At 65.2% G+C, this 25,718-nt stretch carries 22 protein-coding genes and 1 riboswitch; of the genes, 9 read left to right on the plus strand and 13 right to left on the minus strand.

Features of this window, described 5'->3' with window-relative positions:
* Positions 1-127: 127 nt before the first annotated feature.
* The 3 genes from KF719_RS07410 to KF719_RS07420 form a co-directional block, all read right to left on the minus strand.
* Positions 128-607, minus strand: coding sequence for a hypothetical protein (locus KF719_RS07410; protein ID WP_293508080.1), 480 nt, complete (start codon positions 605-607; stop codon positions 128-130).
* A 305-nt stretch (positions 608-912) separates the two neighbouring features.
* Complete coding sequence (locus tag KF719_RS07415; RefSeq protein WP_293508081.1) at positions 913-1,533, minus strand: polysaccharide biosynthesis/export family protein; 621 nt, start codon at positions 1,531-1,533, stop codon at positions 913-915.
* 139 nt (positions 1,534-1,672) lie between these two features.
* Positions 1,673-2,371 carry a metallophosphoesterase family protein gene (locus KF719_RS07420; protein WP_293508082.1) on the minus strand — a complete coding sequence of 233 codons (699 nt, stop codon included), beginning with the start codon at positions 2,369-2,371 and terminating at the stop codon, positions 1,673-1,675.
* Between the two features lie 218 nt (positions 2,372-2,589).
* Here KF719_RS07420 and KF719_RS07425 point away from each other — a divergent pair, with 218 nt between their 5' ends.
* From KF719_RS07425 to KF719_RS07445, 5 genes are all read left to right on the plus strand, one after another.
* Complete coding sequence (locus KF719_RS07425) at positions 2,590-3,558, plus strand: KpsF/GutQ family sugar-phosphate isomerase (RefSeq protein ID WP_293508083.1); 969 nt, start codon at positions 2,590-2,592, stop codon at positions 3,556-3,558.
* A 470-nt stretch (positions 3,559-4,028) separates the two neighbouring features.
* Complete coding sequence (locus KF719_RS07430; protein ID WP_293508084.1) at positions 4,029-4,688, plus strand: TetR/AcrR family transcriptional regulator; 660 nt, start codon at positions 4,029-4,031, stop codon at positions 4,686-4,688.
* A 27-nt stretch (positions 4,689-4,715) separates the two neighbouring features.
* A complete protein-coding gene (locus KF719_RS07435; RefSeq protein ID WP_293508085.1) occupies positions 4,716-7,046 on the plus strand; it encodes an MMPL family transporter in 2,331 nt (776 codons plus the stop codon).
* 66 nt (positions 7,047-7,112) lie between these two features.
* Positions 7,113-7,943: an outer membrane lipoprotein-sorting protein gene (locus KF719_RS07440; protein WP_293508086.1), complete on the plus strand. Its 831-nt coding sequence runs from the start codon at positions 7,113-7,115 to the stop codon at positions 7,941-7,943.
* Between the two features lie 28 nt (positions 7,944-7,971).
* Entirely contained in the window at positions 7,972-9,177 is a 1,206-nt protein-coding gene (locus KF719_RS07445) for a hypothetical protein (RefSeq protein WP_293508087.1), read from the plus strand.
* A gap of 40 nt (positions 9,178-9,217) precedes the next feature.
* Here KF719_RS07445 and KF719_RS07450 read toward each other — a convergent pair whose 3' ends face one another.
* Together KF719_RS07450 and KF719_RS07455 are read right to left on the minus strand one after the other, a co-directional pair.
* Complete coding sequence (locus KF719_RS07450; protein ID WP_293508088.1) at positions 9,218-10,402, minus strand: hypothetical protein; 1,185 nt, start codon at positions 10,400-10,402, stop codon at positions 9,218-9,220.
* Positions 10,403-10,427: 25 nt separating this feature from the next.
* Positions 10,428-10,616 (minus strand): hypothetical protein, encoded by a 189-nt coding sequence (locus KF719_RS07455; protein ID WP_293508089.1) that lies wholly within the window; start codon positions 10,614-10,616, stop codon positions 10,428-10,430.
* A gap of 144 nt (positions 10,617-10,760) precedes the next feature.
* Between KF719_RS07455 and KF719_RS07460 the strand changes: the two genes are divergently transcribed.
* Both KF719_RS07460 and KF719_RS07465 read left to right on the plus strand, forming a co-directional pair.
* Positions 10,761-11,918 carry a site-2 protease family protein gene (locus KF719_RS07460; RefSeq protein ID WP_293508090.1) on the plus strand — a complete coding sequence of 386 codons (1,158 nt, stop codon included), beginning with the start codon at positions 10,761-10,763 and terminating at the stop codon, positions 11,916-11,918.
* A 51-nt stretch (positions 11,919-11,969) separates the two neighbouring features.
* On the plus strand, positions 11,970-12,548 hold the full coding sequence (locus KF719_RS07465) for a D-sedoheptulose 7-phosphate isomerase (RefSeq protein WP_293508091.1): 579 nt from the start codon (positions 11,970-11,972) through the stop codon (positions 12,546-12,548).
* Here KF719_RS07465 and rfaE1 read toward each other — a convergent pair.
* Complete coding sequence (rfaE1, locus tag KF719_RS07470) at positions 12,539-14,029, minus strand: D-glycero-beta-D-manno-heptose-7-phosphate kinase (RefSeq protein WP_293508092.1); 1,491 nt, start codon at positions 14,027-14,029, stop codon at positions 12,539-12,541. The genes KF719_RS07465 and rfaE1 overlap by 10 nt on opposite strands.
* Positions 14,030-14,150: 121 nt before the next feature.
* Here rfaE1 and KF719_RS07475 point away from each other — a divergent pair, with 121 nt between their 5' ends.
* Positions 14,151-14,780 carry an HAD-IIIA family hydrolase gene (locus tag KF719_RS07475; RefSeq protein WP_293508093.1) on the plus strand — a complete coding sequence of 210 codons (630 nt, stop codon included), beginning with the start codon at positions 14,151-14,153 and terminating at the stop codon, positions 14,778-14,780.
* On the opposite strand, the gene atzF is transcribed toward KF719_RS07475, so the two are convergent.
* From atzF to KF719_RS07510, 7 genes are all read right to left on the minus strand, one after another.
* On the minus strand, positions 14,777-16,570 hold the full coding sequence (atzF, locus tag KF719_RS07480; RefSeq protein ID WP_293508094.1) for an allophanate hydrolase: 1,794 nt from the start codon (positions 16,568-16,570) through the stop codon (positions 14,777-14,779). The genes KF719_RS07475 and atzF overlap by 4 nt on opposite strands.
* Positions 16,567-20,190, minus strand: coding sequence for an urea carboxylase (uca, locus tag KF719_RS07485; RefSeq protein ID WP_293508095.1), 3,624 nt, complete (start codon positions 20,188-20,190; stop codon positions 16,567-16,569). The genes atzF and uca overlap by 4 nt, the downstream gene beginning before the upstream one ends.
* Positions 20,191-20,194: 4 nt before the next feature.
* Positions 20,195-20,824, minus strand: coding sequence for an urea amidolyase associated protein UAAP2 (locus KF719_RS07490; protein ID WP_293508096.1), 630 nt, complete (start codon positions 20,822-20,824; stop codon positions 20,195-20,197).
* On the minus strand, positions 20,824-21,663 hold the full coding sequence (locus KF719_RS07495; RefSeq protein ID WP_293508097.1) for an urea amidolyase associated protein UAAP1: 840 nt from the start codon (positions 21,661-21,663) through the stop codon (positions 20,824-20,826). Before KF719_RS07495 ends, KF719_RS07490 begins: the two co-directional genes overlap by 1 nt.
* A gap of 97 nt (positions 21,664-21,760) precedes the next feature.
* A complete protein-coding gene (locus KF719_RS07500; protein ID WP_293508098.1) occupies positions 21,761-22,531 on the minus strand; it encodes an ABC transporter ATP-binding protein in 771 nt (256 codons plus the stop codon).
* Positions 22,528-23,349 carry an ABC transporter permease subunit gene (locus tag KF719_RS07505; protein WP_293508099.1) on the minus strand — a complete coding sequence of 274 codons (822 nt, stop codon included), beginning with the start codon at positions 23,347-23,349 and terminating at the stop codon, positions 22,528-22,530. The genes KF719_RS07500 and KF719_RS07505 overlap by 4 nt, the downstream gene beginning before the upstream one ends.
* 20 nt (positions 23,350-23,369) lie before the next feature.
* Positions 23,370-24,455 carry a putative urea ABC transporter substrate-binding protein gene (locus tag KF719_RS07510; protein ID WP_293510608.1) on the minus strand — a complete coding sequence of 362 codons (1,086 nt, stop codon included), beginning with the start codon at positions 24,453-24,455 and terminating at the stop codon, positions 23,370-23,372.
* An 87-nt stretch (positions 24,456-24,542) separates the two neighbouring features.
* Positions 24,543-24,661: riboswitch (guanidine-I (ykkC/yxkD leader) on the minus strand.
* A gap of 164 nt (positions 24,662-24,825) precedes the next feature.
* Here KF719_RS07510 and KF719_RS07515 point away from each other — a divergent pair.
* Positions 24,826-25,716: an aldose 1-epimerase gene (locus KF719_RS07515; RefSeq protein WP_293508100.1), complete on the plus strand. Its 891-nt coding sequence runs from the start codon at positions 24,826-24,828 to the stop codon at positions 25,714-25,716.
* The last annotated feature ends 2 nt before the right edge of the window (positions 25,717-25,718 follow it).

A 25,718-nucleotide genomic window follows, 5' to 3' on the forward strand; every position in this document is an offset into this window, starting at 1 on the left:
TCGACGACACGCAACCGGATGCGATCCCTCCGGTACGGCGCGCGCTCCACCAATGAAGCATCCGACGGCCGCATTGAAAATCCATGCCGTCAGGCAAGGAAATGCGGCGCGAGTAGTTGCCTCAATGTCAGTTGGCGCTCTTGTCGCCCGTGCTTTCCTCAAAAAGATTGTTGTCACGCGCGGCAATCACCGACGCGGTCATACCAACGGTGTCGGCAAAAGCCAGTTCGACGGCCTCGGGCATCGTCGTCACGATCGCTGCGATCTGGCTTGCCACGGTCGGATTGGTTTCGTTGAGCGCCGCGACCGCCATGCCGAGCCCTTTACCCACCGCGGCCAGCCGCGCATCGCTCAGGGGAGGCGACAGCGCCGCGATCTTGTCGGCGATGAGCTGCGCGGCCGCGACCGGATCCTCGGCGCCGAGAACGATAGCGGCAATCGCCTCGGCGAACTCTTCATCCGTCATCGTCGTGTCTGCCAACAGGGCATCGATATCTTCCGCAACGTCCGCCATAACGGGCGTCGCGGTCATAACGACCGGCGCAAACACCATAAGGGCAATGGCGAAGACGGGCGCAAGAACGGGTGCAAAAATTTGTCTGATCATGTCGATCCACTCCCGGTTGGCGCGACGCGCACATATGTCGACAGGCGCGTCCAAACGCCGTAATTACTTGAGAAACCTACCACGGTGCCTAATTTGTCCCAAGGCGAAACGCAGAGAATACCGGACGTTGCGACCATTTCACCCTACGAATCGCAGCACGGCGTGTCTTCGCGGTAACGTCAGGTATTCGCGTTAACCATGCCCGCACCGCATCGGCTGTCCCTGATCGCGCGGTATCGCGAACAACCACCTGCCGCGCCACCCACACACGTTTCCCTGGCAACCGGCGAAATTCCGACGCCCGGTCAGAAAAACCGTTCCGGAATTCGGATGACATCCCCGGGCTGAACCGGCGCCGTCTCAAGTTGACGAACCTGTTGTTCGCCCAGGCTTCGCTCACGCGCGACGAAAACCCGAGAATTGTCCGCCCGGTAGGTATAGCCGCCCGCGACCGCGATGGCGTTGAGCACCGTCATTCCGCTTGTATAGGGATATTCACCGGGCTTCATGACTTCGCCCATGATGTAGAAAGGTCTGTAGTTGAGCACCTCGGCGCTGACCCGCGGATCGGTCAGATAGCCCTCGCGAAGCTTGGCTTCCACCGCCCGCTCGAAATCGTGCAGCGTCAAGCTGGTGGCGTTGATCTGCCCGATCAGCGGAAGTGCAACCCGGCCGGTGCCCGATACATCGAACTCACCGGACAGATCCGGCTCGCCATAAACGATGACCCTGAGCTTGTCGCCGGAGCCGAGGCGATAATCGAGGTTGGCATCGGTCGGTAAATTGGCACCAGATGTTGTAGCTGAACTCGGCACGGGCCCCTGTATATTGGGGCGCGGGCCATCGGCACAGGCGGAAAGCGCCAGTGCGCCCAGCAGCGCGGCGGCTGCCAGCACCCAGCGTCGCGCCCTTGTCGGTCCACCCATGCGGTCGTCTCCCAGCCAGTCTGTGCTGCGTTTCTAGCATTATTCCGACCGCAAGGGAGTCTGGTTGACGCAAAATGGGGCGCTTTTCGGCGCCGCTGGTTAATTTGTCGCGGGCCTCCACTTGGATCGGCCCGCCCGATCAGCCCGTCTGAATCAGCCGCCGCTCCTCACCCTCCAGCACCAGCGCGGTCAGCACGCCGGTCATGTAGGCGCCGGTGTCGAGGCCGATGCGGTTGGGGCGGAACTCGACCGTCTCGCGCGGCGTGTGGCCATGCACGACGACCTTGCCGTAAGTGCTTGAGGAATCGAGGAATTCCTCGCGGATCCACAACAGATCCTCCTCGATCTGGCGGTGCAGCGCGATGCCGGGGCGCACGCCGGCATGGACGAAGAAATAGTCGCCGAATTCGGCGGTGAGCTGCAGATTGTCGAGGAATTCCCGATGCTTGTCGGGAATCGTCTCGTTGAAGTGCTGCCGCGCGCGCTCGAAATCCGCCGGATCGTCGGAAAGCGTCAGCTCCGTGATGCCATAGGAATGCAGCGTCTCGAGCCCGCCATAATATTTCCAGCTGCGGCCGAAGGCGGCGTCCTCCATGAACTGCCGCAGCGCCAGCTCGTGATTGCCCTTAAGGAAGACGCGCTCGAAGCCGGGCGCGAAATCGCCGGTCAGCCGGTCGAGCACGGCCTTGGATTGCAGCCCGCGATCGACGTAATCGCCGAGGAAAATCAATACCTTGTGCAGGTCCGGCGCGCGGGCGGCATCGGCCTCGACAAGCGCCATCAGGGCTTCCAGCAGGTCGTCGCGGCCGTGAATGTCGCCGACCGCATAAAGCCGCATGCCGTCGGGCGCCCGCGGCGCGCGCGTCGGCGCCGCCCCGAACCTCTCCCGCAACCGATCGAAAAACCCGCCCGGCACCTGTCACCTCGTTTCAATTCGGCCCGACACTACCCGAAATCCCGCGAGATACCGCATAATCCCGCCTGATCCCGCATTCCACCGCATAGGCGCGCCGGTGCCCATGATATATAGAGGGCCGGAAATCAGGAGACGACGCCTTGCCGCAAGACCTCAAACCCGACCACCTCGCCTCCGCGCGCCGCACGCTTTCCCTTGAAATAGAAGGACTTAAGGCCCTGATGGCCTCGCTCGACGGCCCCTTCACCGAGGCGGTCGAAGCGCTCGGCACGGTCGCCGGCCGCGTCATCGTCACCGGCATGGGCAAGTCCGGCCATGTCGCGCGCAAGATCGCCGCCACCCTCGCCTCCACCGGCACCCCGGCTCAGTTCGTCCATCCCGGCGAGGCGAGCCATGGCGATCTCGGCATGATCGTCAATGGCGACGCGATCCTTGCGATCTCGAAATCCGGTGAAGTTTCAGAGCTTTACAGCATCATATCGCATGCGAAACGGTTCGCGATCCCCCTCATCGCGATCACCCAGGAGCGGACCAGCGCACTCGGCCGCGCCGCCGACATCGCGCTTCTGCTGCCCAAGGCCGAGGAGGCCTGCCCCAACAAGCTGGCGCCGACCACTTCGACCACCATGCAGCTCGCGCTGGGCGACGCGATCGCCATGGCGCTGATCGAGCGCAAGGGCTTTTCTGCCAAGGATTTCAAGGTCTTCCACCCCGGCGGCAAGCTCGGCGCCATGCTGACCCATGTCGGCGAGATCATGCATAGCGGCGACGAACTGCCGCTGGCCGACCCCGACATGCCGATGTCGGAGGCGCTGCTGGTGATGTCGCAAAAAAGCCTTGGCTGCGTTGGCGTTATCGACGAGGCGGGGCGCCTGCTCGGCATGATCACCGACGGCGACATCCGCCGCCACGCGGGCGACGGCTTCCTGCAGCGCCGCACGGCCGAGATCATGACCGCGAAACCGATCACGGTCGGCCCGGAAATGCTCGCCTCCGAGGCGGTCAAGATATTGAATGAAAAGAAGAAAACCAATCTCTTCGTGGTCGAGAACGGCAAGCCCGTCGGCGTCGTCCATATCCACGACTTCCTGAAAATCGGCGTCGTCTGACAGCCCGGCCCGGACCCGCCTGTCACCCGGCTGTCACAAACCACCGCCGGCGGCGAATCTTCCCGCCCGGGCAGTGCAATAGCGCCCGGCCCTCACCCGTCGCATCGACAACTGTCATCGATCTGTCAAAAATCTGTCACACGCATTTCGGAAGCGACCGCGGCCTCGACCGGTTCCGCACGCTGCTGCGTTGGCGGAATGCGTCCTTTGCCACAATGGCAAGTCGGATTCGAAAACCACCGACGCTTTTCGTGGCTGGCAAAATTCCGGAGAGGCGTTCAGCTCGGGAAAACCGAGTTCATCATTTCATCCAACGGTCGAACCTGTCACGAAATCGTGCCGTCATCCGTCATTGAGCCGATGGACATGCGCCCCGATATGCCTTCGGTCCGGCGCACGACCCCTGTTGACAGCCGCGGCCGGGGCGGGCATGTTTCAAACATACCAACCGGTCGGTTTGTTTAAAAATCATGACAAGCGACGTTCTCAGCACCGAGGCCCCGAAGGCCGAAGCGCAGGCCGAAACCGACGGACGCCATGTCCGCGGCGACCGGACGCGGCAGGCCTTGCTCGAAGCGGCCTTCTCGGAAATCTACGAACAGGGCTTCCGGTCGGCGCGCCTCAACGAGATCGTCGCCCGGGCCGGCTGCACCAAGGGCTCGCTCTATCACCACTTCCCCGACAAACATGCGCTGGGCATCGCGGCAGCGGCGGAGTTCATCGGCACATATATAAGAGAGGTCTGGATTGAGCCGCTCGGCAAAGCCGCCGACCCGCTGGCCGCGATCCGCGCCATCATCGAGCGCCATGCCGAGGGCGGCGTCGGCGTCGACCCGCGCTTCGGCTGCCCCTACCAGAATCTCAGCCAGGAGCTTTCCGGCATCGATGCCGGCTTCCAGGAAATTTTCACCGGCCTTTTCGAACGCTGGCGCGACGCCGTGGCGGACGCGCTGACGCGAGGCCAGACGGCGGGCGCGGTGCGCCGCGACATCGACCCCCAATGCGTGGCGACGCTGATCGTCGCCAGCCATCAGGGCGTCGTCAGCATGATCAAGGCGACGCAGGACCTCGATGTGGGTCATGCGGCCGCAACGGCATTTTTCGGCTATCTGGAAAGCCTCAGGCCGTAGACCGGCCGGCGGGGCAAGTGAGGGACCATGAACGATTGGGTCGTCGCCTATGGCAGGGCGATTGTGAAGTTCCGCTGGCTGGTGGTGCTGATGTCGGTCGCGGGCGTGCTTTATCTGGCAAGCGGCGGGCGCTTCATCGAGTTCTCGAACGACTACCGCTATTTCTTCACCGACCAGAACCCGAACCTTCAGGCCTTCGAGCGGCTGGAGCGGACCTATACGAGCCCCGACACGCTGCTCTGGGTGCTGAAGCCCCATGAAGGCAAGGTGACGACGCCGGAACGGCTGGCCATCATCAAGGAAATCACCGAACGCGCCTGGCAGACGCCCTTCTCGACCCGCATCGACAGCCTGACCAACTACCAGCACACGAAAGCCGAGAACGACGACCTGACGGTGCGCGACCTTGTGGAAGACCCGGCAAGCCTCGACGCCGCCGGTGCGGCAGCGGTGGGCGCCATCGCGCTCGGCGAACCGGTGATCGCCAACCGCCTGATCTCCGAGGACGAAACGACGACCGCCATCGTCGCCACATTGCGTATGCCGCGCGACGACCAGCAGGCGACGGCGGAAGCGATGGCGTCCGCCCGCGCGCTGCTGGCCGACATGCGCGCCAAACATCCCGACATCCGCTTCGAGCTGACGGGCTCGGTGGCGCTCGGCAATTCATTTGCCGAAGCCGCCCAGCGCGACCTCTCGACGCTGACGCCGGCGATGTATCTGGTGCTGGCGCTGACGGTCTTCTTCCTGACGCGCTCGATCCCCGGCACCATCGCGACGATCCTGGTCGTCACGCTGTCGGCGGCCGCCGCCATGGGCCTCGTGATGGGCTGGTTCGGCGTCAAGCTGACGCCGCCTTCGTCGGGCGCCCCGACCATCATCCTGACCATCGCGGTCGCCGATTCGATCCATATTCTGGTCACCATGCTGATCGAGATGCGGCGCGGCTTGAGCAAACACGACGCCATTGTCGAGAGCCTGCGCGTCAACTGGGGGCCGGTGTTCCTGACCAGCGTGACCACCGCCATCGGTTTTGCGAGCCTCAACTTCTCCGACGCGCCGCCCTTCCGCGACCTCGGCAACACGGCCGCCGTCGGCGCGCTGATCGCCTGGTTCCTGTCGGTGACGCTCCTGCCGGCGCTTGCCGCCATCCTGCCGATGAAGGCCAAGGACACGCTGGTCCGGCAGAGCGAATTCATGGGCCGCATCGCCGAAGTGGTGATCGCCAATCGCCGCGTGCTGCTGGTCGGCATGGTGGTGGTGATCGCCGGCCTTGCGACGCTCCTGCCGCGCTTCACCTTCAACGACCGCTTCGTCACCTATTTCGACGAACGCATGGAGTTTCGCGTCGCCTCCGACTGGGCGGCCGACAACCTGACCGGCATCTACCAGATCAGCTATTCGCTGGGATCGGGCGAGACGGGCGGCGTGTCGAACCCCGAATATGTGGAAAAGCTCGAGGACTTCGCCAACTGGTTCCGCACCCAGCCGGAAGTCGTCCACGTCTCGACCTTCTCCGACGTGATGAAGCGCATCAACAAGAGCATGCATGGCGACAACGAAAGCTATTACCGCGTGCCCGACGACCGCGACATGGCGGCGCAATTCCTGCTGCTCTACGAAATGTCGCTGCCCTACGGCCTCGATCTCAATGACCAGATCAATGTCGACAAGTCGGCGACCAAGCTGACGCTGACGCTGACCGACATTTCGACCGTCGAGATGCAGGGGCTGATCAACCGCGCCGACGACTGGCTGAGGACGAACGCGCCGGAACATATGTATTCCTATCCGGCGGGACAGGCGGTGATGTTTGCCTTTATCGGCCGCAACAACTTCAACGCGATGACGACCGGCACGGCGATCGCGCTGGTGCTGATCTCGGCCTGTCTGATGCTGGCGCTCCGCAATCTCCGCCTCGGCATCGTCAGCCTGATCCCGAACCTGACGCCGCCGATCGCCGCCTTCGGCATTCTGGCGCTCTTCACCACCGAGGTCGGCTTCTGGTCGACCTTCGTGATCGCGACGGCGCTGGGGCTGATTGTCGACGCGACGGTGCATTTCCTGTCGAAATACCGCCGCGCCAGCATCGAACAGGGCAAATCGCCGGAGGACAGCGTGCGCTACGCCTTCTCGACGGTGGGCACCGCGCTCTGGGTCTCGACCTTCGTGCTGGTGATCGGCTTTGCGATCCTGGCGCTCTCGCCCTTCAAGGTTAACGCGATGCTGGGCATCATGGTGGCATTGACGGTCGCGGTGGCGCTCGTTATCGACTTCCTGCTGCTGCCGGCGCTGCTGATCGCGATCGACCGGCGCAAGCGCGCGGCGCCCGCCCCCGCGGCGGCAACCGCGGACTGACCGCGGACCGAACGAAAGCCGGCGGCATTTTTCGCCGGTCCGACGACGACAACATGGAGGTAAGTCATGCCGATCCGGATTCTTTCAGGCAGTGTGGGCTTCGCGCTCGCCGCGATGCTGGCGCTCCCCTTAAGCGCCGAGCCCGTGTCGCTGCCCGACGACCCCGAGGCCAAGGGCCGCGCCATCGCCGAGGAAACGGACCGCCGCAACAAGGGCTTCGGCGACAGCCGCGCCTCGATGCACATGATCCTCGAAAATGCCTATGGCGAAACCAGTACGCGCGAGCTGCGCTCGATGACGCTGGAAAAGCCGAACCCGAACGAAGGTGACTGGACGCTGAACGTCTTCGACAAGCCCCGCGATGTCGACGGCACGGCGCTCTTGACTCATGCGCGCATTCTCGACCCGGACGACCAGTGGATGTATCTGCCGGCGGTGAAGCGCGTGAAGCGCATTTCCTCGGTCAACAAGTCGGGCCCCTTCATGGGCAGCGAATTCGCCTTCGAGGATTTCTCCTCCACCGAAATCGACAAATACGGCTACAAATGGCTGCGCGACGAAGCCTGCCCGGAGCCGGTGGCCGACCGCACCTGCCATGTGACCGAACGCACGCCGCTGTATGAACATTCGGGCTATACGCGCCAGATCGCCTGGACCGACACGACCGACTATCAGCCGCGCAAGATCGAATATTACGACCGCAAGGACGAGCTGCTGAAAACGCTGTCGATGACCGACTACAATCTCCATCAGGGAAAGTTCTGGCGGGCGCACGACCTCTACATGCAGAACGTCGTCACCGGCAAATCGACGCGCCTGACCTGGGAAAGCTTCGAGTTCGGCACCGGGCTGACGCAGAACGATTTCAGCACCAACGCGCTGCAACGCGCGCGCTGACGCGGCAGAGATTTCCGGGGGGTTCGATATGCGTTCGACACACATGCTGGCCGGCGCCGCCGCTTTTGCGGCGCTGGCGACCGCGGCGGCGGCCGATCCGCTCGATATAAGGGTCCGCGGCTATGTGGAACCGGAGCTGCAGGCCTTCATCGAAAGCGGCAACGTCTCGGGACAGCGGCGCTGGAACGCCTCCGTCGCGACGGAAGTCAGCTTCGAGAGTTTCTGGGACAATTCGAACCAGTGGATCGTCGTCAAACCCTTCGCGCGGCTCGACCTGCGCGACGGCAACCGCAGCCATGCCGACATGCGCGAGGCGAAATATGCCCGCGCCATCGACAATTGGGAATTCCGCATCGGCATCGACAAGGTGTTCTGGGGCGTGACGGAGGCGGTGCATCTCGTCGATATCATCAACCAGTCCGATTTCGTGGAGAGCATCGACGGCGAGGAAAAGCTCGGCCAGCCGATGGTGATGGTTTCGACCGTGCAGGAATTCGGTACCTTGACCGGCTATCTGTTGCCGTTCTTTCGCGAACGCACCTTTCCGGGCCGGAAGGGCCGTCCCGCCTTCGACATACCCGTCGACGACAAGCAGACGCTGTATGAGAGCGGCGCCGAGGAGCGCCATGTCGACTTCGCGCTGCGCTACGCCAACACGTTCGACATCTGGGATGTCGGCGTGGGCTACTTCCAGGGCACCAACCGCAACCCGCTGCTGCTGCCGGGCCTCGATGGGGGCGGCAATCCGGTGCTGGTGCCCTTCTACGCACAGGCCAGGCGCGTTTCGACCGATGTGCAGGCGACGTCGGGCGCCTGGCTCTACAAATTCGAGGGCTTCTGGCAGGAGCAGTTGAACGCGCAGCACCTGCAGGCGACCGGCGGCATCGAATATACGTTCTACGGGATTTTCGACACGCCCTCCGATGTCGGCCTCGTCGCCGAATATGTCTGGGACGATCGCGGCGCCAATCCGCAGAACCCTTTCGCCAACGACGCCTTTCTGGCGCTGCGCTGGACGCCCAACGACGCGGCCTCGACAGCGGTGCTGGCGGGAACGACGGTCGATCTCGACACGCAGGCGCTCGGCTTTTCCATCGAGGCGGAACGCCGCTTCGGCGACGACTTTTTCGTGTCGCTCGAAGGCCGCTTCTTCGCCAACGTGCCGCGCACCGACCCGCTCTTCTCCTATAGCGACGACAGCTTCCTGCAACTGCGCATCGCCCGCTATTTCTGAGCGGCGTAAGCGGGCGGCCGCGCAAACCGATCCGTCACGTTCAGAACCGGCCGGAGATCCGGATATAGAAGTCGCGATCCTCGCGCGGCCGCAGCACGCCGGCCGGAATGTCGATCTCCTCGCGCAGCCGATAGCGCGCTTCCATCGACCATTGCGGCGTGAAACGCCACTGGTAGCGTATCTCCGACAAGGCGTCATTACCGCGAAAATCGCCCGAGAGCAGCCAGCCGGCATCGATGCGCGCATGGACAAGGCCGAGATTGTGGCCCGGCGCGATGTCGTAAAGGCTGAGCGCCGCCTGCCAGGCCAGCCCGCCGGCATCGCCCGTATTGCCCGAACCGGTGACGGTGGCGCGCGGCGTGTTGGGCGCATAGCCGATCTCGAAGCCGGGCACCAGCCGCAACCCCGCCTCGGTGAGGCGCCAGCTCGCGGCCATGCGGCCGACCAGCGTGATGTAGTCCTCACGCCGCGAAAACGCCGTGCCGTCCGACGCCAGCGCCGCCGGCATCCAGGTGACGCCGATCATGCGCTGCACGACGGGTCCGAGTGGTTCGGTCGCCTCAAGTCCGGCAAAGATCGTGACGCGGCTGGCATCTTCGGAAAAATCGAGCGGCGTGCGCACCGCCGAGCCCGGCCCCTCGCGATGATTGTGTTCGAGCACCAGATGAGCACGCCAGCCGGGCAGCTGGTGGCGGTAATGCAGCCCGTCGGTCCAGGTGATGTCGATATTGGGGCTGTCGTTGCGGTCGAGCCCCTTGGAGGCGACGCCCTGAAGCGCGAACTGCGTCTGGAAGCGGCCAAGCCGCAGCGACCAGGGCCGCGCCTTGTCGGCATAGTCGAGATAGAATTCGTCGAGCGTGCTCTCACCCAGTTCCATGCCGGTCGAGGTCGTGGCATAGCCATGCAACTGGAATCCGTGCCCGGTCTGGTGCTGCCCGTAGCGACCGGCGAAACGCGTACGGAAATGCAGATGGTCGCCGAGATCGCGCTCGGCAGCCAGACGCAACCGCCCGCGCAGCGCGCGGCTGTCGCTCTGCGTACCGTTGCGGGCCTTGCGTTCACTGTCGAAATAGCCGGCGCGGATGTCGCCGCTGAAACGCCAGCCCGTCTCTTCGGCCTGCGCCGCTGACGCGGCCAGCGCGGTCGCAAGCGCAACGACGACGGCACGGGCCTGCCGGTGCCGGCCGGGGTGTGGCAAAACCCTGTCGATCGAGCGTCCGGTCATCCGCCTTCCGATCCCGACCAACGGCTCATGGCGTGGGCGTGCCGCCGATCCGCCGCAGCATTTCCCAAACTGGCACCGCCGCCGCACCGCCGACAAGGCCGCTGACATAGGACGGGATGTCGGCATTGAACAGCCAGTTCCACAAAAGACCGGCAAGAATGCTCGCCAGCAGCATCGCGCCGAGCGTGATCAGCCATCTAGTCCAGAGCGCCATGATATCCTCCCCGGCTTGTCCGGCGGGACCAGTATGGACCAGCAGACCCACCGGACAAGAGCCGGGACGGCGACCGTTTGCCGCCCCGGCGGCGCGGGCTTTCGGTATAGAATGATTTAAAACCGCAATCGTGAGGGAAACAGGATGTTCGGAGCGCAGATCAGGCTTTTCCGCCTTGCGGGATTCAATGTGAATCTCGATGTGAGCTGGATATTCATCGCCTTGCTGATCTCGTGGACGCTGGCGACCGGCTATTTCCCCACCTTCTATCCGGACCTCGATGCCGCGACCTACTGGTCGATGGGCATTGTCGGCGCGATGGGGCTTTTTCTCTCGATCGTCCTGCACGAGCTGTCGCATTCCATCGTCGCCCGGCGCTTCGACATTCCGATCTCGGGCATCACGCTCTTCATTTTCGGCGGCGTCGCGCAACTCGAAAAGGAACCGCCGACGCCGCGCGCCGAATTCATGATGGCGATCGCCGGACCGATTGCGAGCTATGTGCTGGCCGGCGGCTTTTATCTCATCGGTGCGGCGGCGCTCGCCGCCGGTCTGCCTGAAACCGTTTCCGGTGTCGCGCGCTATCTGGCCCTGATCAACCTGATCCTCGCGACCTTCAACATGGTGCCGGCCTTTCCGCTCGACGGCGGCCGCGTCTATCGCGCCTGGCTCTGGGGCCGCACCGGCGACATGAACGAGGCGACGCGGCGCGCCTCGCGCGTCGGCCAGGCCTTCGGCCTCGGCCTGATCGCGCTTGGCGTTTTCAGCCTCTTTTCGGGCAACCTGATCGCCGGCATCTGGTGGGGACTGATCGGTCTTTTTCTTAACACCGCCTCGCGCGCCTCCTATACGCAGTTGCAGACCCATCAACTGCTGAAGGCCGAGCCCGTGTCGCGCTTCATGACGGCAAACCCGCTGACCGTTCCGGCCGGCATCACGCTGCGAAAACTCGTCGACGATCACATCTACGGCTCATTCCACGAGACATTCCCCGTGATGGAGGGCGACAGGCTGGTCGGTTCGATCGGCGTCGCCGACTTGCGCGACATCGCGCGCGACAATTGGGAGCGCCTGCAGGTGCGCGAGGTCATGCACCCGGTCTCATCCCTCAACAGCATCCACACAACCGAAAGCGGCGAGGCGGCACTCAAGCTGATGCGCGAAAGCGGAAATGCGCGGCTGCTGGTCCTGCGGGACGGTAAACTCGCCGGCATCGTCGCCCTGCGCGACATCATGCGGCTGATCCGGCTGAAGGAAGAGCTGGGTCCGCGCGCTGGCGGGATCGCGGGCAAAGGCCTATAAGTAATCCGGATCGAGAGGGGCCGGCCACGGCCCCGGCAACGAGGAAATGCCTTGGGTACGAGCGAGATTTTTCACGCCACTTTCGACGAACACCTGAAAGTCGCGCATGAAACGGCAAAGCTGCTGGAGAAGGATTTTTCCAGCCTCGCCGCCGCATGCGCCGAAGCCGTGGCGGGCGGCGGCAAGCTGATTTTCTTCGGCAATGGCGGCAGCGCCGCCGATGCCCAGCACATCGCCGCCGAACTTTCGGTGCGTTTCGTCAAGGACCGCCCGGCAATCGCCGCTTTGGCCCTAACCACCGACACCTCGGTGCTGACGGCGGCCGCCAACGACATGGGCTACGCGCATGTGTTCGAGCGGCAGGTGGAAGCGCTCGGGCGGCGCGGCGACCTTGCCATCGGCATTTCAACATCCGGCAAAAGCCCCAACGTGGTGCTGGCGCTGGCGGCCGCGCGAAAACAGGGCCTCGTCACCGCCGCCCTCACCGGCGCCGAACCGAACGCGATGAAGGATGTCGCCGATCACCTGATCTGTGTGCCGTCGAAAACGACCGCACGCATTCAGGAAATGCACATCGTCATCGGTCACATGCTCTGCGCCGGCATCGAGAAGCATCTCGGCTACGTCTGAGCGGCTTTCGGCCCGAGCTTCGCGATCGTGCCCGTCGTGCTGAAACCCGGAACGATGTCGACAATCTCGACGCGACCGCCATGGGCCTGCACGAAATCCGCACCGACAATGTCGGCAACCTTGTAGTCGCCGCCCTTGACCAGCAGATCGGGCTTCAGCGCCTCGATCAGCGCTTGCGGCGTGTCTTCCTCGAAAATCGTCACGAGATCGACGGTGCCGAGCGCGGCGAGCACGGTGGCGCGCGCGATGTCGGGTTGCACGGGACGGCCCTCGCCCTTGAGGCGGCGCACCGACGCATCCCCGTTGAGACCGACGACCAGCCGGTCGCAAAGCGCGCGTGCGCGCGCAAGAAGCGCGACATGGCCCGGATGCAACAGATCGAAACACCCGTTGGTGAACCCGACCTTGAGCCCGCGCGCCCGCCAGATATCGACGATTTCGGCGGCGCGTTCGCGCCCCGCCAGTTTCGCCTCGATTGCCGACAATTCATGTTCGCGCAACGCCGATGCGAGTTCGTCGCGATGCACGACGGCGGTACCGACCTTGCCGACGACGATGCCGGCCGCCGAGTTCGCCAGCCGTGCGGCATCGGCAAGCGATGCCCCCGCGCCGAGCGCACAGGCAAGCGTCGCAACAACCGTGTCGCCGGCGCCCGATACGTCGAACACCTCGCGCGCCTCGGCCGCGAGGTGATGCACGTCGTCTTTCGTGATGACGCTCATCCCGTCCTGCGCCCGCGTGACGACAACGGCGCCGAGCCCGTGCGCCGCGACAAGACCGCGCGCGGCGGCAACGATTTCGCTGTCGTTCGAGGCAGGCGTTCCGCTTGCCTCGGCCAGTTCCTTGCGGTTGGGCGTGACGACGGAAGCCCCGGCATAACGCGCATAGTCGAGGCCCTTGGGATCCACAATGACGGGAATTTTCGCATCCCGCGCCGCCGCGATGGCGGCAGCGGTCACGGCCGGCGTTAGCACGCCCTTGCCGTAGTCGGACAGCACCAGCACGTCGCACGACTTGAGCGCCGCCCCGAGCGACGCAACGAGCGCCGCGCCCTCGGCCGCGTCGAGCACCGCCGTCGTTTCGCTATCGGCGCGCAGCACCTGCTGGCTCATCGCGACGAAACGCGTCTTGACCGTGGTGATGCGGTTTGCCGCGCGCGCCAGCCGCGCCTCGATGCCCGGATGTTCGTCGAAGGCGCGGGCGAGCGCCGCGCCCGCCTCGTCGTCGCCAACGACCGATAGAAAGACGACCCCGGCGCCGAGCGCCGCCAGATTGCGCGCCACATTGCCCGCGCCGCCCGGCATGGCGCGCTCGGCCTCGACGCTGAGAACCGGGATCGGCGCCTCCGGCGAGATGCGCTCGACCCGGCCATAGACGAAGCGGTCGAGCATCGCGTCGCCCACAACCAGCACGCGCACGCCGGCAAGCCGGGCGGCCAGCGTCTGGAGAGTCTCGGTATTTTCGGTCTGCGGGCCAGTCATCGCGAAGCCTTCGGAAATTTCCCTTTCGGGATAGTGGCGAAATGGCGCTCAAGATAGCGTAAAAAGCCTCAGAGTTTTCGCTTCCCCGCCCCGGCCCGTTCCCGACCGCCCAAGGCTCCCCATGCTGACCGACCAAGGCATCTGGCTCTCGACCGAAACGCCGCCGCGCCGCGAAGGCCGGCCGGGACTGTTCCTCGACCGCGACGGAGTTTTGATCAGGGAGGTTAACTATCTGAAAAGCAAGGAAGATGTGGCTCTTGAGGCCGGCGCCGCCGGGATTATCCGCTGGGCGCGAGCGCGGGATTTCGGCGTTGCCGCGATCACCAATCAGTCGGGCATCGCGCGGGGCATTGTGAGCTGGGCCGATTTCGAGGCAGTGGAGGCCGAAATCGCCCGCCAGCTTGCAGCGGCCGGCGTGGCGCTCGACCTCGTCGTCGCCTGCCCCTTCCATCCCGATTTCACGCCCGGCTACGGCGCCGCCGAGGATGTCTGGCGCAAGCCCGGCCCTCGCATGATCGAGGAAGCGGCGCTGCGGATGGACCTCGATCTCGCCGCAAGCTGGCTCATCGGCGACAAGGCAAGCGACATCGAAGCGGCAAAACGCGCAGGGCTCAAGGGCGCGGTGACCGTCGCAACCGGCTACGGCGCGCAAGAGCGTGAGGCGGCGATGGCGCTCCGCGACAACACCTTCGAAGTCATCGCCGCCGACCGTCTGACGGACGCGCAGGCAGTGCTCAATGAGGCGTTTTAGCCCGCTTTCTGCGTTTTTCGTGCGACATAGGCGCGCCAACCGCCAAGCGCGGTGATGTCTTCGGCGCCATCGAGGCCGCTTTCCTCGCAGAGAAATCCCTTCACCTTGCGCCCGCCGGAAAGTTCGAGCGTGCCGATGCACAAGGGCTGCGGCACACCGGCGATGAAGGAACCGAAGGCGGCGCGCGGCAGCCGCCAGACTTCGAGTTCGATCGCCGCGCCATCTCGCGGAACGCGCACCATGCCGGGCCGGAAGGGCGGCCCGCCCGCCAGCGCATGAAAGCGGTAGCAGGGCGCGGTCTTTGTGCGCTCGACGAACATCGCGCCGCGCGACGTGAGTTCGTGATTGAGCGGCAGGCCGGACATATGCGCGCCGACAACCGCGAGCTCGATGAAACCTTCATCCTCCGGTTGCGTCAATAATGGTGCGCCGGGTACGAGCCCTTGTGCGGCGGCAAAGCGCGACGCGAGCGCAACGAGCCGCGCTTCCGAAAACGCCGGGGCGCAAAGCGTGATGCCGAAGGGAAGTCCCTTGCCGCCAATGCCCGCCGGCACGGCGATGCCGGCCATGTCGAGCAGGTTCATGAAATTGGTATAGGTGCCGAGGCGGCTGTTGAGCTTGACGGGTTCCGCCACCACCTGATCGACGCGGTAGATCGTCGGCGCGGTCGGCACGGCCAGCATGTCGACATCGGCGAAAAGCGCGGCGACGCGGCGCTTCAGCGCTTCGAGCCGGTAAAGCGCCTCGAAAGTCTCGACCGCTGTCTTCTTCTTTCCGCCGAGCACGATTTCCCGCACGACCAGATCGGCGTCCGACGGATGCGCTTCGATGAAACCGCCGACCGCCGCCATGCGTTCGGCGACCCAGGGGCCCTCGTAAAGCAGCGCCGCGGTTTCGGCGAACAACGCGAAGTCGATGCGCCGCGTCTGCCCGCCCATCGCTTCGAGACGCGCGACCGCCGCAGCGAAAAGCCGCGCCGCCTCGTCGTCGCCGAAAAATGTCAGGTCGGCGGCGCGCGGCACGGCAAAGGTGAAGCCGGCGCCGGGCGCGGCCGGCGTTTCGGGCATCCGCGCCCGCGCGTAAGGGTCGGCGGCATCGAAAGCCGCCGCGACGTCGAAGACTTCCGCCGCATCTTCGGCTGTCAACGCGAAGATCGACACGCAATCGAGCGAGCGGCAGGCCGGCACGACGCCGCGCGTCGAAAGAAGACCGCGCGACGGCTTCAACCCGACAATGTTGTTGAAGGCGGCCGGCACACGGCCCGAACCCGCCGTGTCGGTGCCGAGCGCGAAGGAAACGAGCCCCGCCGCCACCGCCACCGCCGAGCCGGAAGACGAGCCGCCCGAAATGTATTCGGAATTGAATACCGAACGCGGGGCACCATGCGGCGAGCGCGTGCCGACGAGACCGGTCGCGAACTGGTCGAGATTGGTCTTGCCGACGGGGATCGCACCCGCCGCGACGAGCCGCGCGACGACCGGCGCGCTTTCCTTCGGCATATGGGCATAGGCCGGGCAGCCGGCACTGGTCGGCAGGCCCGCAACGTCGATATTGTCTTTCACTGCGAAAGGCAGACCGAAAAGCGGCAGACGCGCGCGTTCCTCGCGCGGCAAGGCGTCGAGCGCGCGCGCGCGGGCGAGAACATCCTCGTCCGGAAACCGTGCGATCCAGACGGCGGGATCGCCATGCGCTGCAATGCGCCGCAGCGCCTCGGCAGCGATGTCCTCGGCGCGAACACCGCGCGCGCGCGCCTCGCGCAACGCAGTAAACGAAAACGGCAGGACATTCACGATGCAACCTCCAGCTTGGGAAGCGACGCTTCCCCGATCGGCACCAGCGTGACGAGCGCCTGACCCGCCTGAACCATGCGGCCGGGCACGCAATGCACTTCGTGGACACGCGCGGCGACGGGCGCCCTGACCTCGATTTCCATTTTCATCGATTCCAGAACGACCAGCGCATGACCTTCGGCGACCTCGTCGCCCGGCGCGACGCCGACCGACCAGACATTGCCGGGGACGCCCGCCTCGACCAGCCGCCCGCCCGGCGGCAGCGCCGCCACCTCCTCCACCGGCGGCGCCTCGGGCTCCATCGCCGCCATCGCGATGCCTTGCGCTTCCCAGCGCTGCCGCTCTTCCTCGAAGGCGCGGCGTTGCCTCGCACGGAAAAGCGCGATGCCATCGGCATTGGCATCGAGAAAGGAGAGATGGTCGCTCAGGCGAAACGTGTCGTCCTCGATGCGCAGCCGATAGTCGCCATGCGGAAAAGCCTCGCGCGCTTCCGCCAGCTCCGCCGCCGAAACGGGAAAGAAACGCAGCCGGTCGAAAAAGCGCAACAGCCACGGCTTCTTGAAATCGGCTGTTTGCCGCCAGCCGTTCCACATCTGCACCGTTCGGCCGACAAGCTGGTAACCGCCCGGGCCTTCCATGCCGTAGACGCAAAGATAGGCGCCGCCGATGCCGACCGCGTTTTCCGGCGTCCATGTGCGGGCCGGATTGTATTTGGTGGTGACAAGCCTGTGCCGCGGATCGAGCGGCGTGGCGACCGGCGCGCCGAGATAGACGTCGCCAAGACCGAACACCATGTAGTCGGCGTCGAAGACGATGCGCCTGACATCGTCGATATGATCGAGACCGTTGATACGGCGAATGAACTCGATATTGGACGGCGCCCAGGGCGCATCGGGCCGGACAAGCGTCTGGTATTTGCGCACCGCTTCGCGCGCCGCCTCGTCGTCCCACGACAGCGGCAGATAGACGATGCGGCTTTGTACCTCGATGTCGGCGCTGGCCGGCAGCGCGCGCTCCGTTTCCTCCAGCGCCGCTATGAGCTTGCGCAGCGGCAGACGGTCCGGATCGAAATGGATTTGCAGCGAGCGGATGCCCGGCGTCATTTCGACGATGCCGGGAAGCGCGCGCGCCTCGAGCGCCGTCATCGCCGCATGGGCGCGGAAACGCAGGGCGAAATCGAGCACCGGATCGCCATACTCGACCAGCAGATAATCGTCGCCGGCGCGGCGATAAACAACTTCCGTTTCGAGATCGGAAATCCGCCCCAGCACGGCATCTTCGGCCGGCGCGGCGACGACGGCGGGCGCGGCAGGCCGCGACAGCGTTTCGATCCATGCCTCCTGCGCGCGGCGCAGCGCCTCGGCTTCGTCCTCGCCGATGCGGCGGAAGCGCAACCTGTCGCCCGGCTTCAACTGACCGATTTTCCAGAGCTCGGCCTGGGCCAGCGTCGCCGGGCAGACGAAGCCGCCAAGGCTCGGCCCGTCGGGCCCGAGGATGATCGGCATGTCGCCGGTGAAGTCGATCGTCCCGACCGCATAGGCATTGTCGTGGATGTTGGAGGGATGAAGCCCCGCCTCGCCGCCATCGGCCCGCGCCCATTGCGGCTTCGGCCCGACAAGGCGCACGCCGCTGCGCGCCGAATTGTAGTGAACCTCGTAAGTCGCAGAAAAAAGCGTATCGATGTCGTCATCGGCGAAGAAGTCCGGCGCGCCATGCGGCCCGTAAAGCGCCGCGATCTCCCATTCGCGCGAGAGAGCCGGGCGCACGGATGCGGCGAGCGGTTCGGGATGCGGAGCGTCGATGGCGCCTTCGCGGTTGAGCCGCAGCACATCGCCCGTCTTCAGGGCGCCGGGCGCATGACCGCCGAAGCGCCCCAGCGTGAAGGCGGCGCGCGAGCCGAGATAGAGCGGCGCATCGAAACCGTGGCGCACGGCGAGATAGGCGCGCTGACCGGCGTCCGAAACCGCGCCGAGCGTCAGCACCTGCCCGGCCGCAACCGCAACCGCCCGCCAGAACGGCACCGGCACATCGTCAAGCGTCGCCGGCATCTCCGCGCCGCCAAGCGCAATGACGGTGTCGCTGCGGAAGCGCAGCGTCGGCCCGTTCAAGGTCATTTCGAGCGTCGCCGCATCGCCCGGATTGCCGACAAGGCGGTTGGCGAGGCGATGCGACAACGGGTCCATCGGCCCCGAGGGCGGCACGCCGACATTCCAGTAGCCGACACGGCCCGGCCAGTCCTGCAGGCTCGATTGCGCGCCGGGCGCGATGACATCGACAGCAAGGCTTTCGGGCGTAAAGCCCGCCAGCGTCGAGGTCAGCATCCGGCCTTCGAGAAATTCCGGCGCGCGGGCAAGCGCCCGCAAATATGCGAGATTGGTCTCGACGCCGTGAACCGACGACGCATCGAGCGCGGCGGCAAGTTTCGCGGCCGCCTCGTCGCGCGTCTCGCCATGGACGATGATCTTGGCCAGCATCGGATCGTAAAAGGGCGTTACCTCGGTGCCGGTCGCGATCCAGCCGTCGATGCGCGCATCCGCCGGAAACGAAACCTCGGTCAGCAGCCCCGACGAGGGTTGGAAATTGCGCCCCGGATCCTCGGCATAAAGCCGCGCCTCCATGGCATGGCCGCGCGGGCGCCGCGCATATTGCGCGAGATCGCCAAGCTCGCCCGCAGCCTGCCGGACCATCATCTCGACGAGATCGAGGCCGGTTACTTCCTCCGTTACCGGATGCTCGACCTGCAGGCGCGTATTGACTTCAAGGAAATAGAATTTCTTCTCCGCCTCGTCATAGATGAACTCGACGGTGCCGGCCGACGCATAGTTGACGCTTTCGCCGAGCCGGATCGCCGCCGCGTGAAGTTCGGCACGCGCATCGTCGGGCAGGTTGGGCGCCGGCGTCTCCTCGATCACTTTCTGGTTGCGGCGCTGCGCCGAGCAGTCGCGCTCGCCAAGCGCGATGACGCCGCCCTTGCCGTCGCCGAAAATCTGCACCTCGATATGACGCGCGGCCGCGACATATTTTTCGAGAAAGAGCCCGCTATCGCGAAAATTGGCAAGCGCCAGCCGCCGGACCGTTTCGTAAAGACGCGGCAGCTCGTCGGCCGAGCGGCAAAGCTGCAATCCGATGCCGCCGCCGCCCGCCGTGCTCTTCAGCATCACCGGATAGAAAATCGCCTCGGCGCGCATCAGCGCATCCTCGAGATCGACGATCAGCGGCGAACCGGGCAACAGCGGTACGCCGCTCTTTTCGGCAAGGTCGCGCGCCGTGTGCTTCAGCGCGAAGGCGCGCATATGTTCCGGTCCGGGCCCGATAAAGGCGACACCCTCGCGCCGCAGCGCTTCGGCAAAGCCGGGATTCTCGCTCAGAAATCCGTAACCCGGATGCACGGCGTCTGCGCCCGTCGCCCGCACCGCCTCGATGATCGCATCGGCATCGAGATAGCTTTCGGCGACGGCGGCCGGACCGATGCGCACCGCCTCGTCGGCGGCGCGGACATGCGGCGCGAAACGGTCGGCATCCGACCAGACGGCGACCGACGCCACGCCCATCTGCTTCAAGGTGCGGATGATGCGCAGCGCGATCTCGCCGCGATTGGCAATCAGGACTTTCGCAAACATGGCCTCAAGCGTCCCAGATCAGGGTGCGAACCGGCGTCGGGTTGAAGCCGTTGCAGGGATTGTTGACCTGCGGACAATTGGAGATGACGCAGATGAGGTCCATCTCCGCCCGGATTTCCACATAGTCGCCCGGCTTCGACATGCCATCGACGATCGCAAGCGTGCCGTCCGCCTCGACCGGCACATTCATGAAGAAGTTGATGTTCGACACGATGTCGCGCTTTCCGAGCCCGTGGCGCGACAGCTCCATGATGAAATTGTCGCGGCAGCTATGCATGTATTTCGTCTCGTGGCCGAAGCGCACCGTGTTGGCTTCGGCCGAACAGGCGCCCGCCGACGTGTCGTGGCCGCCGGCCGTGTCGGCAACGACGACCGCCATGACACGACCTTCATTCGACATCAGCTTCGTGCCCGCCGTCACGTAAGGCGAGCCTTGCGCGCGCACCGTGTCCTGCGCGCTGTAGCGCTCGGCCGGATCGACGGCGTTGTAGAACAGCGTGTCGACGGCCTGCTGGCCCTCAAGATCGACAATGCGCAGCACCTGACCTGTCGCGATCCGCTGCGACCAGGGACGAAGCGCCGGCACGGTGAAATCGTAGAACGCATGTTCTTCGTGGCGATTGGAAATGCTCATCACGCAACCCTCCCCTGCTGGCCGAGATAGCGCGCATTGTTTTCGAAGCCGCGCTTCGCCTCCTCGGTGGCCGTCCGGCAGAAATCGTCGGCAGCCGGAGGTGGCGACGCCCAGACGATGAGGTCGACATCTCGCGGCGCATAAGCGCCGGGCGACAGCGGATGCGGGCAGTTGGAGACGAAGACCAGAAGGTCGAGCTCGGCGCGCAGATCGGCATAGGCACCGGCGGGGGCGCCGCCGCCCTCCCATCGCAGCCTGCCTTCGCCGTCCACGCCGACCGGCGCAAACAATGTCAGGCAGGGCGGGATGTCGCGGCTGGTCAGCCCGTGCTTTGCCGCCAGCAGGATGAAATTGTCGCGCGTGTTGCGCAGCGCGCCCGCGCCGTATTTTTCGGCATTGGTCGCCGCCGTCGATCCGCCGGCCAGCGCGTCGTTGCGGCCATGGGTGTCGTCGGTGATCGAGGCGAGCACGCGTCCCATATCGGACAGCAGCACGCGCCCGCGGCCAAGCCGCGCATTCCACTGCACCTTCATCGTATCGCCGGCGTTGAAGCGCTCCGTCGGGTCGGCCGCGTTGTAAAGCAGCACCGAGACGCCCGGCGTCGCACCCCGATTGACGATGCGCAGCGTGTCGCCGCGCGCGACATTGCCCGACCAGCCCCAGCCGCCGGGCACCGTCTCCGTCAATCGCACCAGATCGCCGGCTATCGTCGCCGGATTGCCCGTCGCCTCGCTGAAATCGCGGCTCTTCGTCTTCGCGCCGCTGAAGAGCCGGTCGTAGCGCTCTTTCTGCGCGGCATAGGGGCCTGAATATTTTTCGCTGCGGGATGCTTCCGCCATCGCGCGTCTCCTCTTGCGCGCCGGAGCCTCGCTCCGGGCCGAAGCCTGGCCGTCCAGGCGGATCGTCGAAGCCGGGCGGGTCGTCCCGCCCGGAAAATCACTGCGCCGCCAGCGCGGGCGCCGGCACGGAGTTCGTCGGCGGCACCGTCTTGCCGTCGACCTTGATGTCGAAGGTCACGGTGGCGCCATAAGCCTTGAGCTCCTCAGGGCGCGTGCGGCGGCGGTCGAAAGCGATAACGCGCGTCGCAAGCTTGAAAGCCTCCGAAAGATCATGCGTCACCATGAAGACGGTCATGCCCTCTTCGCGCCACAGGCTGAGCAGGATTTCATGCACTTCGGCGCGGATGCCCGGATCGAGCGCCCCGAAGGGTTCGTCGAGCAGCAGGATTTTCGGCTTCTTGACCAGCGCCTGCGCAATGGCGAGCCGCTGTTGCATGCCGCCGGAAAGCTCGGACGGGTATTTGCGCACCGCCTGTTCGAGGCCGACGCATTTCAGCATGTCGAGCGCACAGTTTCGCGCCTCGCGCCGCGCCCGCCCGAAGAGCCGCGCCGCAAAGGGACTGCCGGCAAATTCGAGCCCGAGCATCACGTTTTGCAGCGCCGTCAGATGCGGAAACACCGAATATTTCTGAAAGACGACGCCGCGGTCCGGCGACGGCTCGGCTTCGAGCGGGACGCCGTCGACAAGAATGCGGCCCTTGGTCGGCGCCTCGTCGCCCAGCATCATGCGCAGAAAGGTCGACTTGCCGCAGCCCGAAGGACCCACCAGCGCAACGAAGGAGCGCGGCGCGACATCGAAGGAAATGTTTTCCAGCACCGTCTGGTCGCCATAGACCTTCCACAATTTCTCGACGGTCACCTGCGTCAATTGCCGTTCCCCCGATACATCCAGCGGAACGCCGCGCGCTGGACGAGACGCAACGCCAGGTCGAGCGCGAAGGCGAGCAGCGTGATCCAGGCGACATAAGGCAGGATCACATCCATCGCGAGATAGCGCCGCATCAGGAAAATGCGATAGCCGAGGCCGGCATTGGAGGCGATGGCCTCCGCCGCGATCAGAAAGAGCCACGCCGCGCCGAGCGACAGGCGCACCGCGTCGATCAGGCGCGGCAACATTTGCGGTACGACGACGCGCAGGATGATCTGCCAGGTCGAGGCGCCCAGCGTCTGCGCCTTGATGATTTCCTCATGCGGAATCTCGGATGTCCTGAGCGCCAGATCGCGAATGATGAAAGGCGTAATGCCGACAACGATCAGCAGCACCTTGGCCGGCTCGCCGAGCCCGAACATGATGAAGAGGATCGGCAATACCGACAAAGGCGGGATCATCGACAACACATTGGTGAAGGAATTGAAGGTCGCGCGGAAATAGGGGATCAGCCCTTGCAGGATGCCGAAGACGCCGCCGATCGCGGTGGCAATGACGACGCCCATGCCGAGCCGTGTCAGGCTCGCCAGCGTGTCGTTGAGCATCAGGTAGTTGCCGGTCCGGCTGTCCGGCAGAAACGCCATGCGCTCGACCGCCGCCGATATGGACGCCCAGCCGGGAAGCAGCTTGTCGTTGGGATTGACGGCAAGCCGCGCCTCGGAGGCGGCCATATAGGCGAGAAGCACGAGGAGGAACGGCAGGAGCATCAGCGCGAGCCGCGCCACGCCATCGGGCTTCCGGTTGATCAGTCTGCGCATGGCGGGTTCCGGGCCGGCGGTCAGAGCATGCCGGCTTCGAGCATCTGTGCGTATTCGGTCGTGAAGCGGAGCAACACATTGTCCGCATCGCCGACAACCGAACCGTCCGGCATCTCGATGCCGATATAGCCGGGCGACGTCGCCTCATCGCCGAGAAGCCCGTGCTCGAACAGGAAGGCCGTGACCTTCTCGGTTGCCGCCGCGAGCTCTGCCTCGCCGAAACCGATATAGTCGGCCGGCGTGTAGAACATCGCCGTCGCCGCGAGCTGCGCCTCATAGCCCGCAAGGTCGGTGCCGGACGCAACGCCCATAGCCTCGCGCGCCGCGGCGCCTTCGGGCGTGTCGGCCGACATGATGGCCATGGTCTCGTACCAGGCGCCGGTAAGCGCCTTGCCGAGCGCCGGGTTGGCCTTCAGCGTCGCCGTGTTGATGACCAGCGAATCCTGGATCTCGCCGGGAATGCTCGACGAGTCGAACACGTTGTTGGCATTGGGGCCGCCGAGAATTTCGGCCGCCATCGGATTCCAGGTGACGACCGCCGTGATGTCGCGCGTCTTGTAGGCGGCAATCATGTCGGCATCCGACGTATTGACCACCGTCACGTCCTTCTCGGTCATGCCGACGGTCTCGAGCGCACGGGCAAGCGTGTAGTGCGACACCGACAGCTCGACCAGGTTGACGTTCTGGCCCTTGATGTCGGCAAGTTCGGTCTTGTCCTTCAGGATGATGACGTCGTTGCCGTTGGAATAATCGCAGATCACCACAATGGTCGAGTCGACGCCGCCGGCCGACGGAATGGCCAGCGCATCCATGTTGGTCGACATCACGCCGTCGAAGGCGCCCGCCGTGTACTGGTTGATCGATTCGATGTAGTCGTTGAACTGCACCATCTCGATCTCGATGCCGTATTTGTCGGCCCATTTCTTGACGATGCCGTTATCAGCCGCATAGCCCCAGGGCATCCAGCCGACATAGATCGACCACGCCACCTTGAATTCCTTTTTCGCCTGCGCCTCGGCTTGCGAGAGCGGGGCGAACACCAGCGCCAGCACGGCAAGCGCTGCCGCCATGGCGCGTATCGAAGAGAGTTTGAATGAAGTCATAATCCAGTCCTCCGGAACGAGTGATCGCGTTTCAAAAGCGGAGGATCGGCGTCACGGCGGTCTTGCAATGCCAATCCTCGCATTACATCCGTCTCCCGGGCTTTTGTCCCGCCGTGTACCTGCCCGCTGTTCACCGGGCAGGTTGCGGCTCTCGGACCAGCACTTCGCGAAACGCCACGCACGAAGCCGGAACCCTAGCCGCTGCCGCTATCGGTATCGCAAGCGCCGTGCCAGACGCGAATGCACCGCGAATTGGCGCTTCAAGGGACTTGGCGGCGGCGGAGCGCCGGTGCAGGCTCAGAAATCATGCAGACCGCGATGCGGCCTGCCTCAAGTTTGAGCACGACGCGCCAAATGGCGGGAAGGGACGAGGATGCCGGTACTGGCGCGGGGAAATCTCGAAGTGGCGTTGATGCCCGAGGCGGGCGGCTGCATTGCCCGCTTCGCTGCCGCGCATGATGGCGGCGTTCAGCAGATGCTGCGGCCCCTGCCCGCCGGCATCGCCGCGCCGGGCCCACTCGACATGGCCTGCTATCCGCTGGTGCCCTTTTCGGGCCGCATCACCAACGGCCGCTTCGCCTTTGCCGGCCGCACGGTGCAATTGCCGCCCGACGACATCTGCCCGCCGCATGCGATCCACGGCCGCGGCTGGCAATCGTCATGGGAGGTGATCGACGCCGATAGCGGCGCGGCGCGGCTGCGCTACCGCCATGACGGCGGCGACCGGCGCTGGACATGGCCCTGGAGCTTCGACGCCGAACAGCATTTCGCGCTCGACGAGGCGGGCCTCACGGTGACGATGCGCCTGACCAACTGCGCCACCGAAGCGATGCCGGGAGGCCTCGGCCTCCACCCGTTTTTCGAAGGCCGCGCAACCGCCCGCCTCAAGGCGCACCTGCCGCGCGTCTGGGAAAGCGGGCCCGACGAAATCCCGACCGGCATCGCCGCGACACCCGAGAAATGGCGTTTCGACGAACCCCGCGCCATGCGCGATGTCGAGGTCGATCATTGTTTTTCGGGTAGCGATGGAAATTTCCGCATCGACTGGGAAGACCGGCCCTTCGCGCTGCGGATCGAGGCGGCGGGCGCGCCCCACGCCATCGTCTTCGCGCCGCCGGGCGAGGATTTTTTCTGCGCCGAGCCGGTGAGCCATGCGCCCGATGCCGTCAACCGGCCGGAGCCCGAAAGCGTCACCGGCCTCGTTGCGTTGGCGCCCGGCGAAACGATGCAACTGACCTGCCGCTTCGCCGTCGAGCCGCGCTGAGG

This window comes from Parvibaculum sp. (assembly GCF_019635935.1).
Taxonomy (GTDB): Bacteria; Pseudomonadota; Alphaproteobacteria; order Parvibaculales; family Parvibaculaceae; genus Parvibaculum.

What these genes read in the sequence shown, in the direction of transcription:
- KF719_RS07410 (WP_293508080.1), bottom strand. Translation starts at nt 607, where the DNA reads ATGATCAGACAAATTTTTGCACCCGTTCTTGCGCCCGTCTTCGCCATT.
- KF719_RS07415 (WP_293508081.1), bottom strand. Translation starts at nt 1,533, where the DNA reads ATGGGTGGACCGACAAGGGCGCGACGCTGGGTGCTGGCAGCCGCCGCG.
- KF719_RS07420 (WP_293508082.1), bottom strand. Translation starts at nt 2,371, where the DNA reads ATGCGGCTTTATGCGGTCGGCGACATTCACGGCCGCGACGACCTGCTG.
- KF719_RS07430 (WP_293508084.1), top strand. Translation starts at nt 4,029, where the DNA reads ATGACAAGCGACGTTCTCAGCACCGAGGCCCCGAAGGCCGAAGCGCAG.
- KF719_RS07435 (WP_293508085.1), top strand. Translation starts at nt 4,716, where the DNA reads ATGAACGATTGGGTCGTCGCCTATGGCAGGGCGATTGTGAAGTTCCGC.
- KF719_RS07440 (WP_293508086.1), top strand. Translation starts at nt 7,113, where the DNA reads ATGCCGATCCGGATTCTTTCAGGCAGTGTGGGCTTCGCGCTCGCCGCG.
- KF719_RS07445 (WP_293508087.1), top strand. Translation starts at nt 7,972, where the DNA reads ATGCGTTCGACACACATGCTGGCCGGCGCCGCCGCTTTTGCGGCGCTG.
- KF719_RS07450 (WP_293508088.1), bottom strand. Translation starts at nt 10,402, where the DNA reads ATGACCGGACGCTCGATCGACAGGGTTTTGCCACACCCCGGCCGGCAC.
- KF719_RS07455 (WP_293508089.1), bottom strand. Translation starts at nt 10,616, where the DNA reads ATGGCGCTCTGGACTAGATGGCTGATCACGCTCGGCGCGATGCTGCTG.
- KF719_RS07460 (WP_293508090.1), top strand. Translation starts at nt 10,761, where the DNA reads ATGTTCGGAGCGCAGATCAGGCTTTTCCGCCTTGCGGGATTCAATGTG.
- rfaE1 (WP_293508092.1), bottom strand. Translation starts at nt 14,029, where the DNA reads ATGACTGGCCCGCAGACCGAAAATACCGAGACTCTCCAGACGCTGGCC.
- KF719_RS07475 (WP_293508093.1), top strand. Translation starts at nt 14,151, where the DNA reads ATGCTGACCGACCAAGGCATCTGGCTCTCGACCGAAACGCCGCCGCGC.
- uca (WP_293508095.1), bottom strand. Translation starts at nt 20,190, where the DNA reads ATGTTTGCGAAAGTCCTGATTGCCAATCGCGGCGAGATCGCGCTGCGC.
- KF719_RS07490 (WP_293508096.1), bottom strand. Translation starts at nt 20,824, where the DNA reads ATGAGCATTTCCAATCGCCACGAAGAACATGCGTTCTACGATTTCACC.
- KF719_RS07495 (WP_293508097.1), bottom strand. Translation starts at nt 21,663, where the DNA reads ATGGCGGAAGCATCCCGCAGCGAAAAATATTCAGGCCCCTATGCCGCG.
- KF719_RS07505 (WP_293508099.1), bottom strand. Translation starts at nt 23,349, where the DNA reads ATGCGCAGACTGATCAACCGGAAGCCCGATGGCGTGGCGCGGCTCGCG.
- KF719_RS07515 (WP_293508100.1), top strand. Translation starts at nt 24,826, where the DNA reads ATGCCGGTACTGGCGCGGGGAAATCTCGAAGTGGCGTTGATGCCCGAG.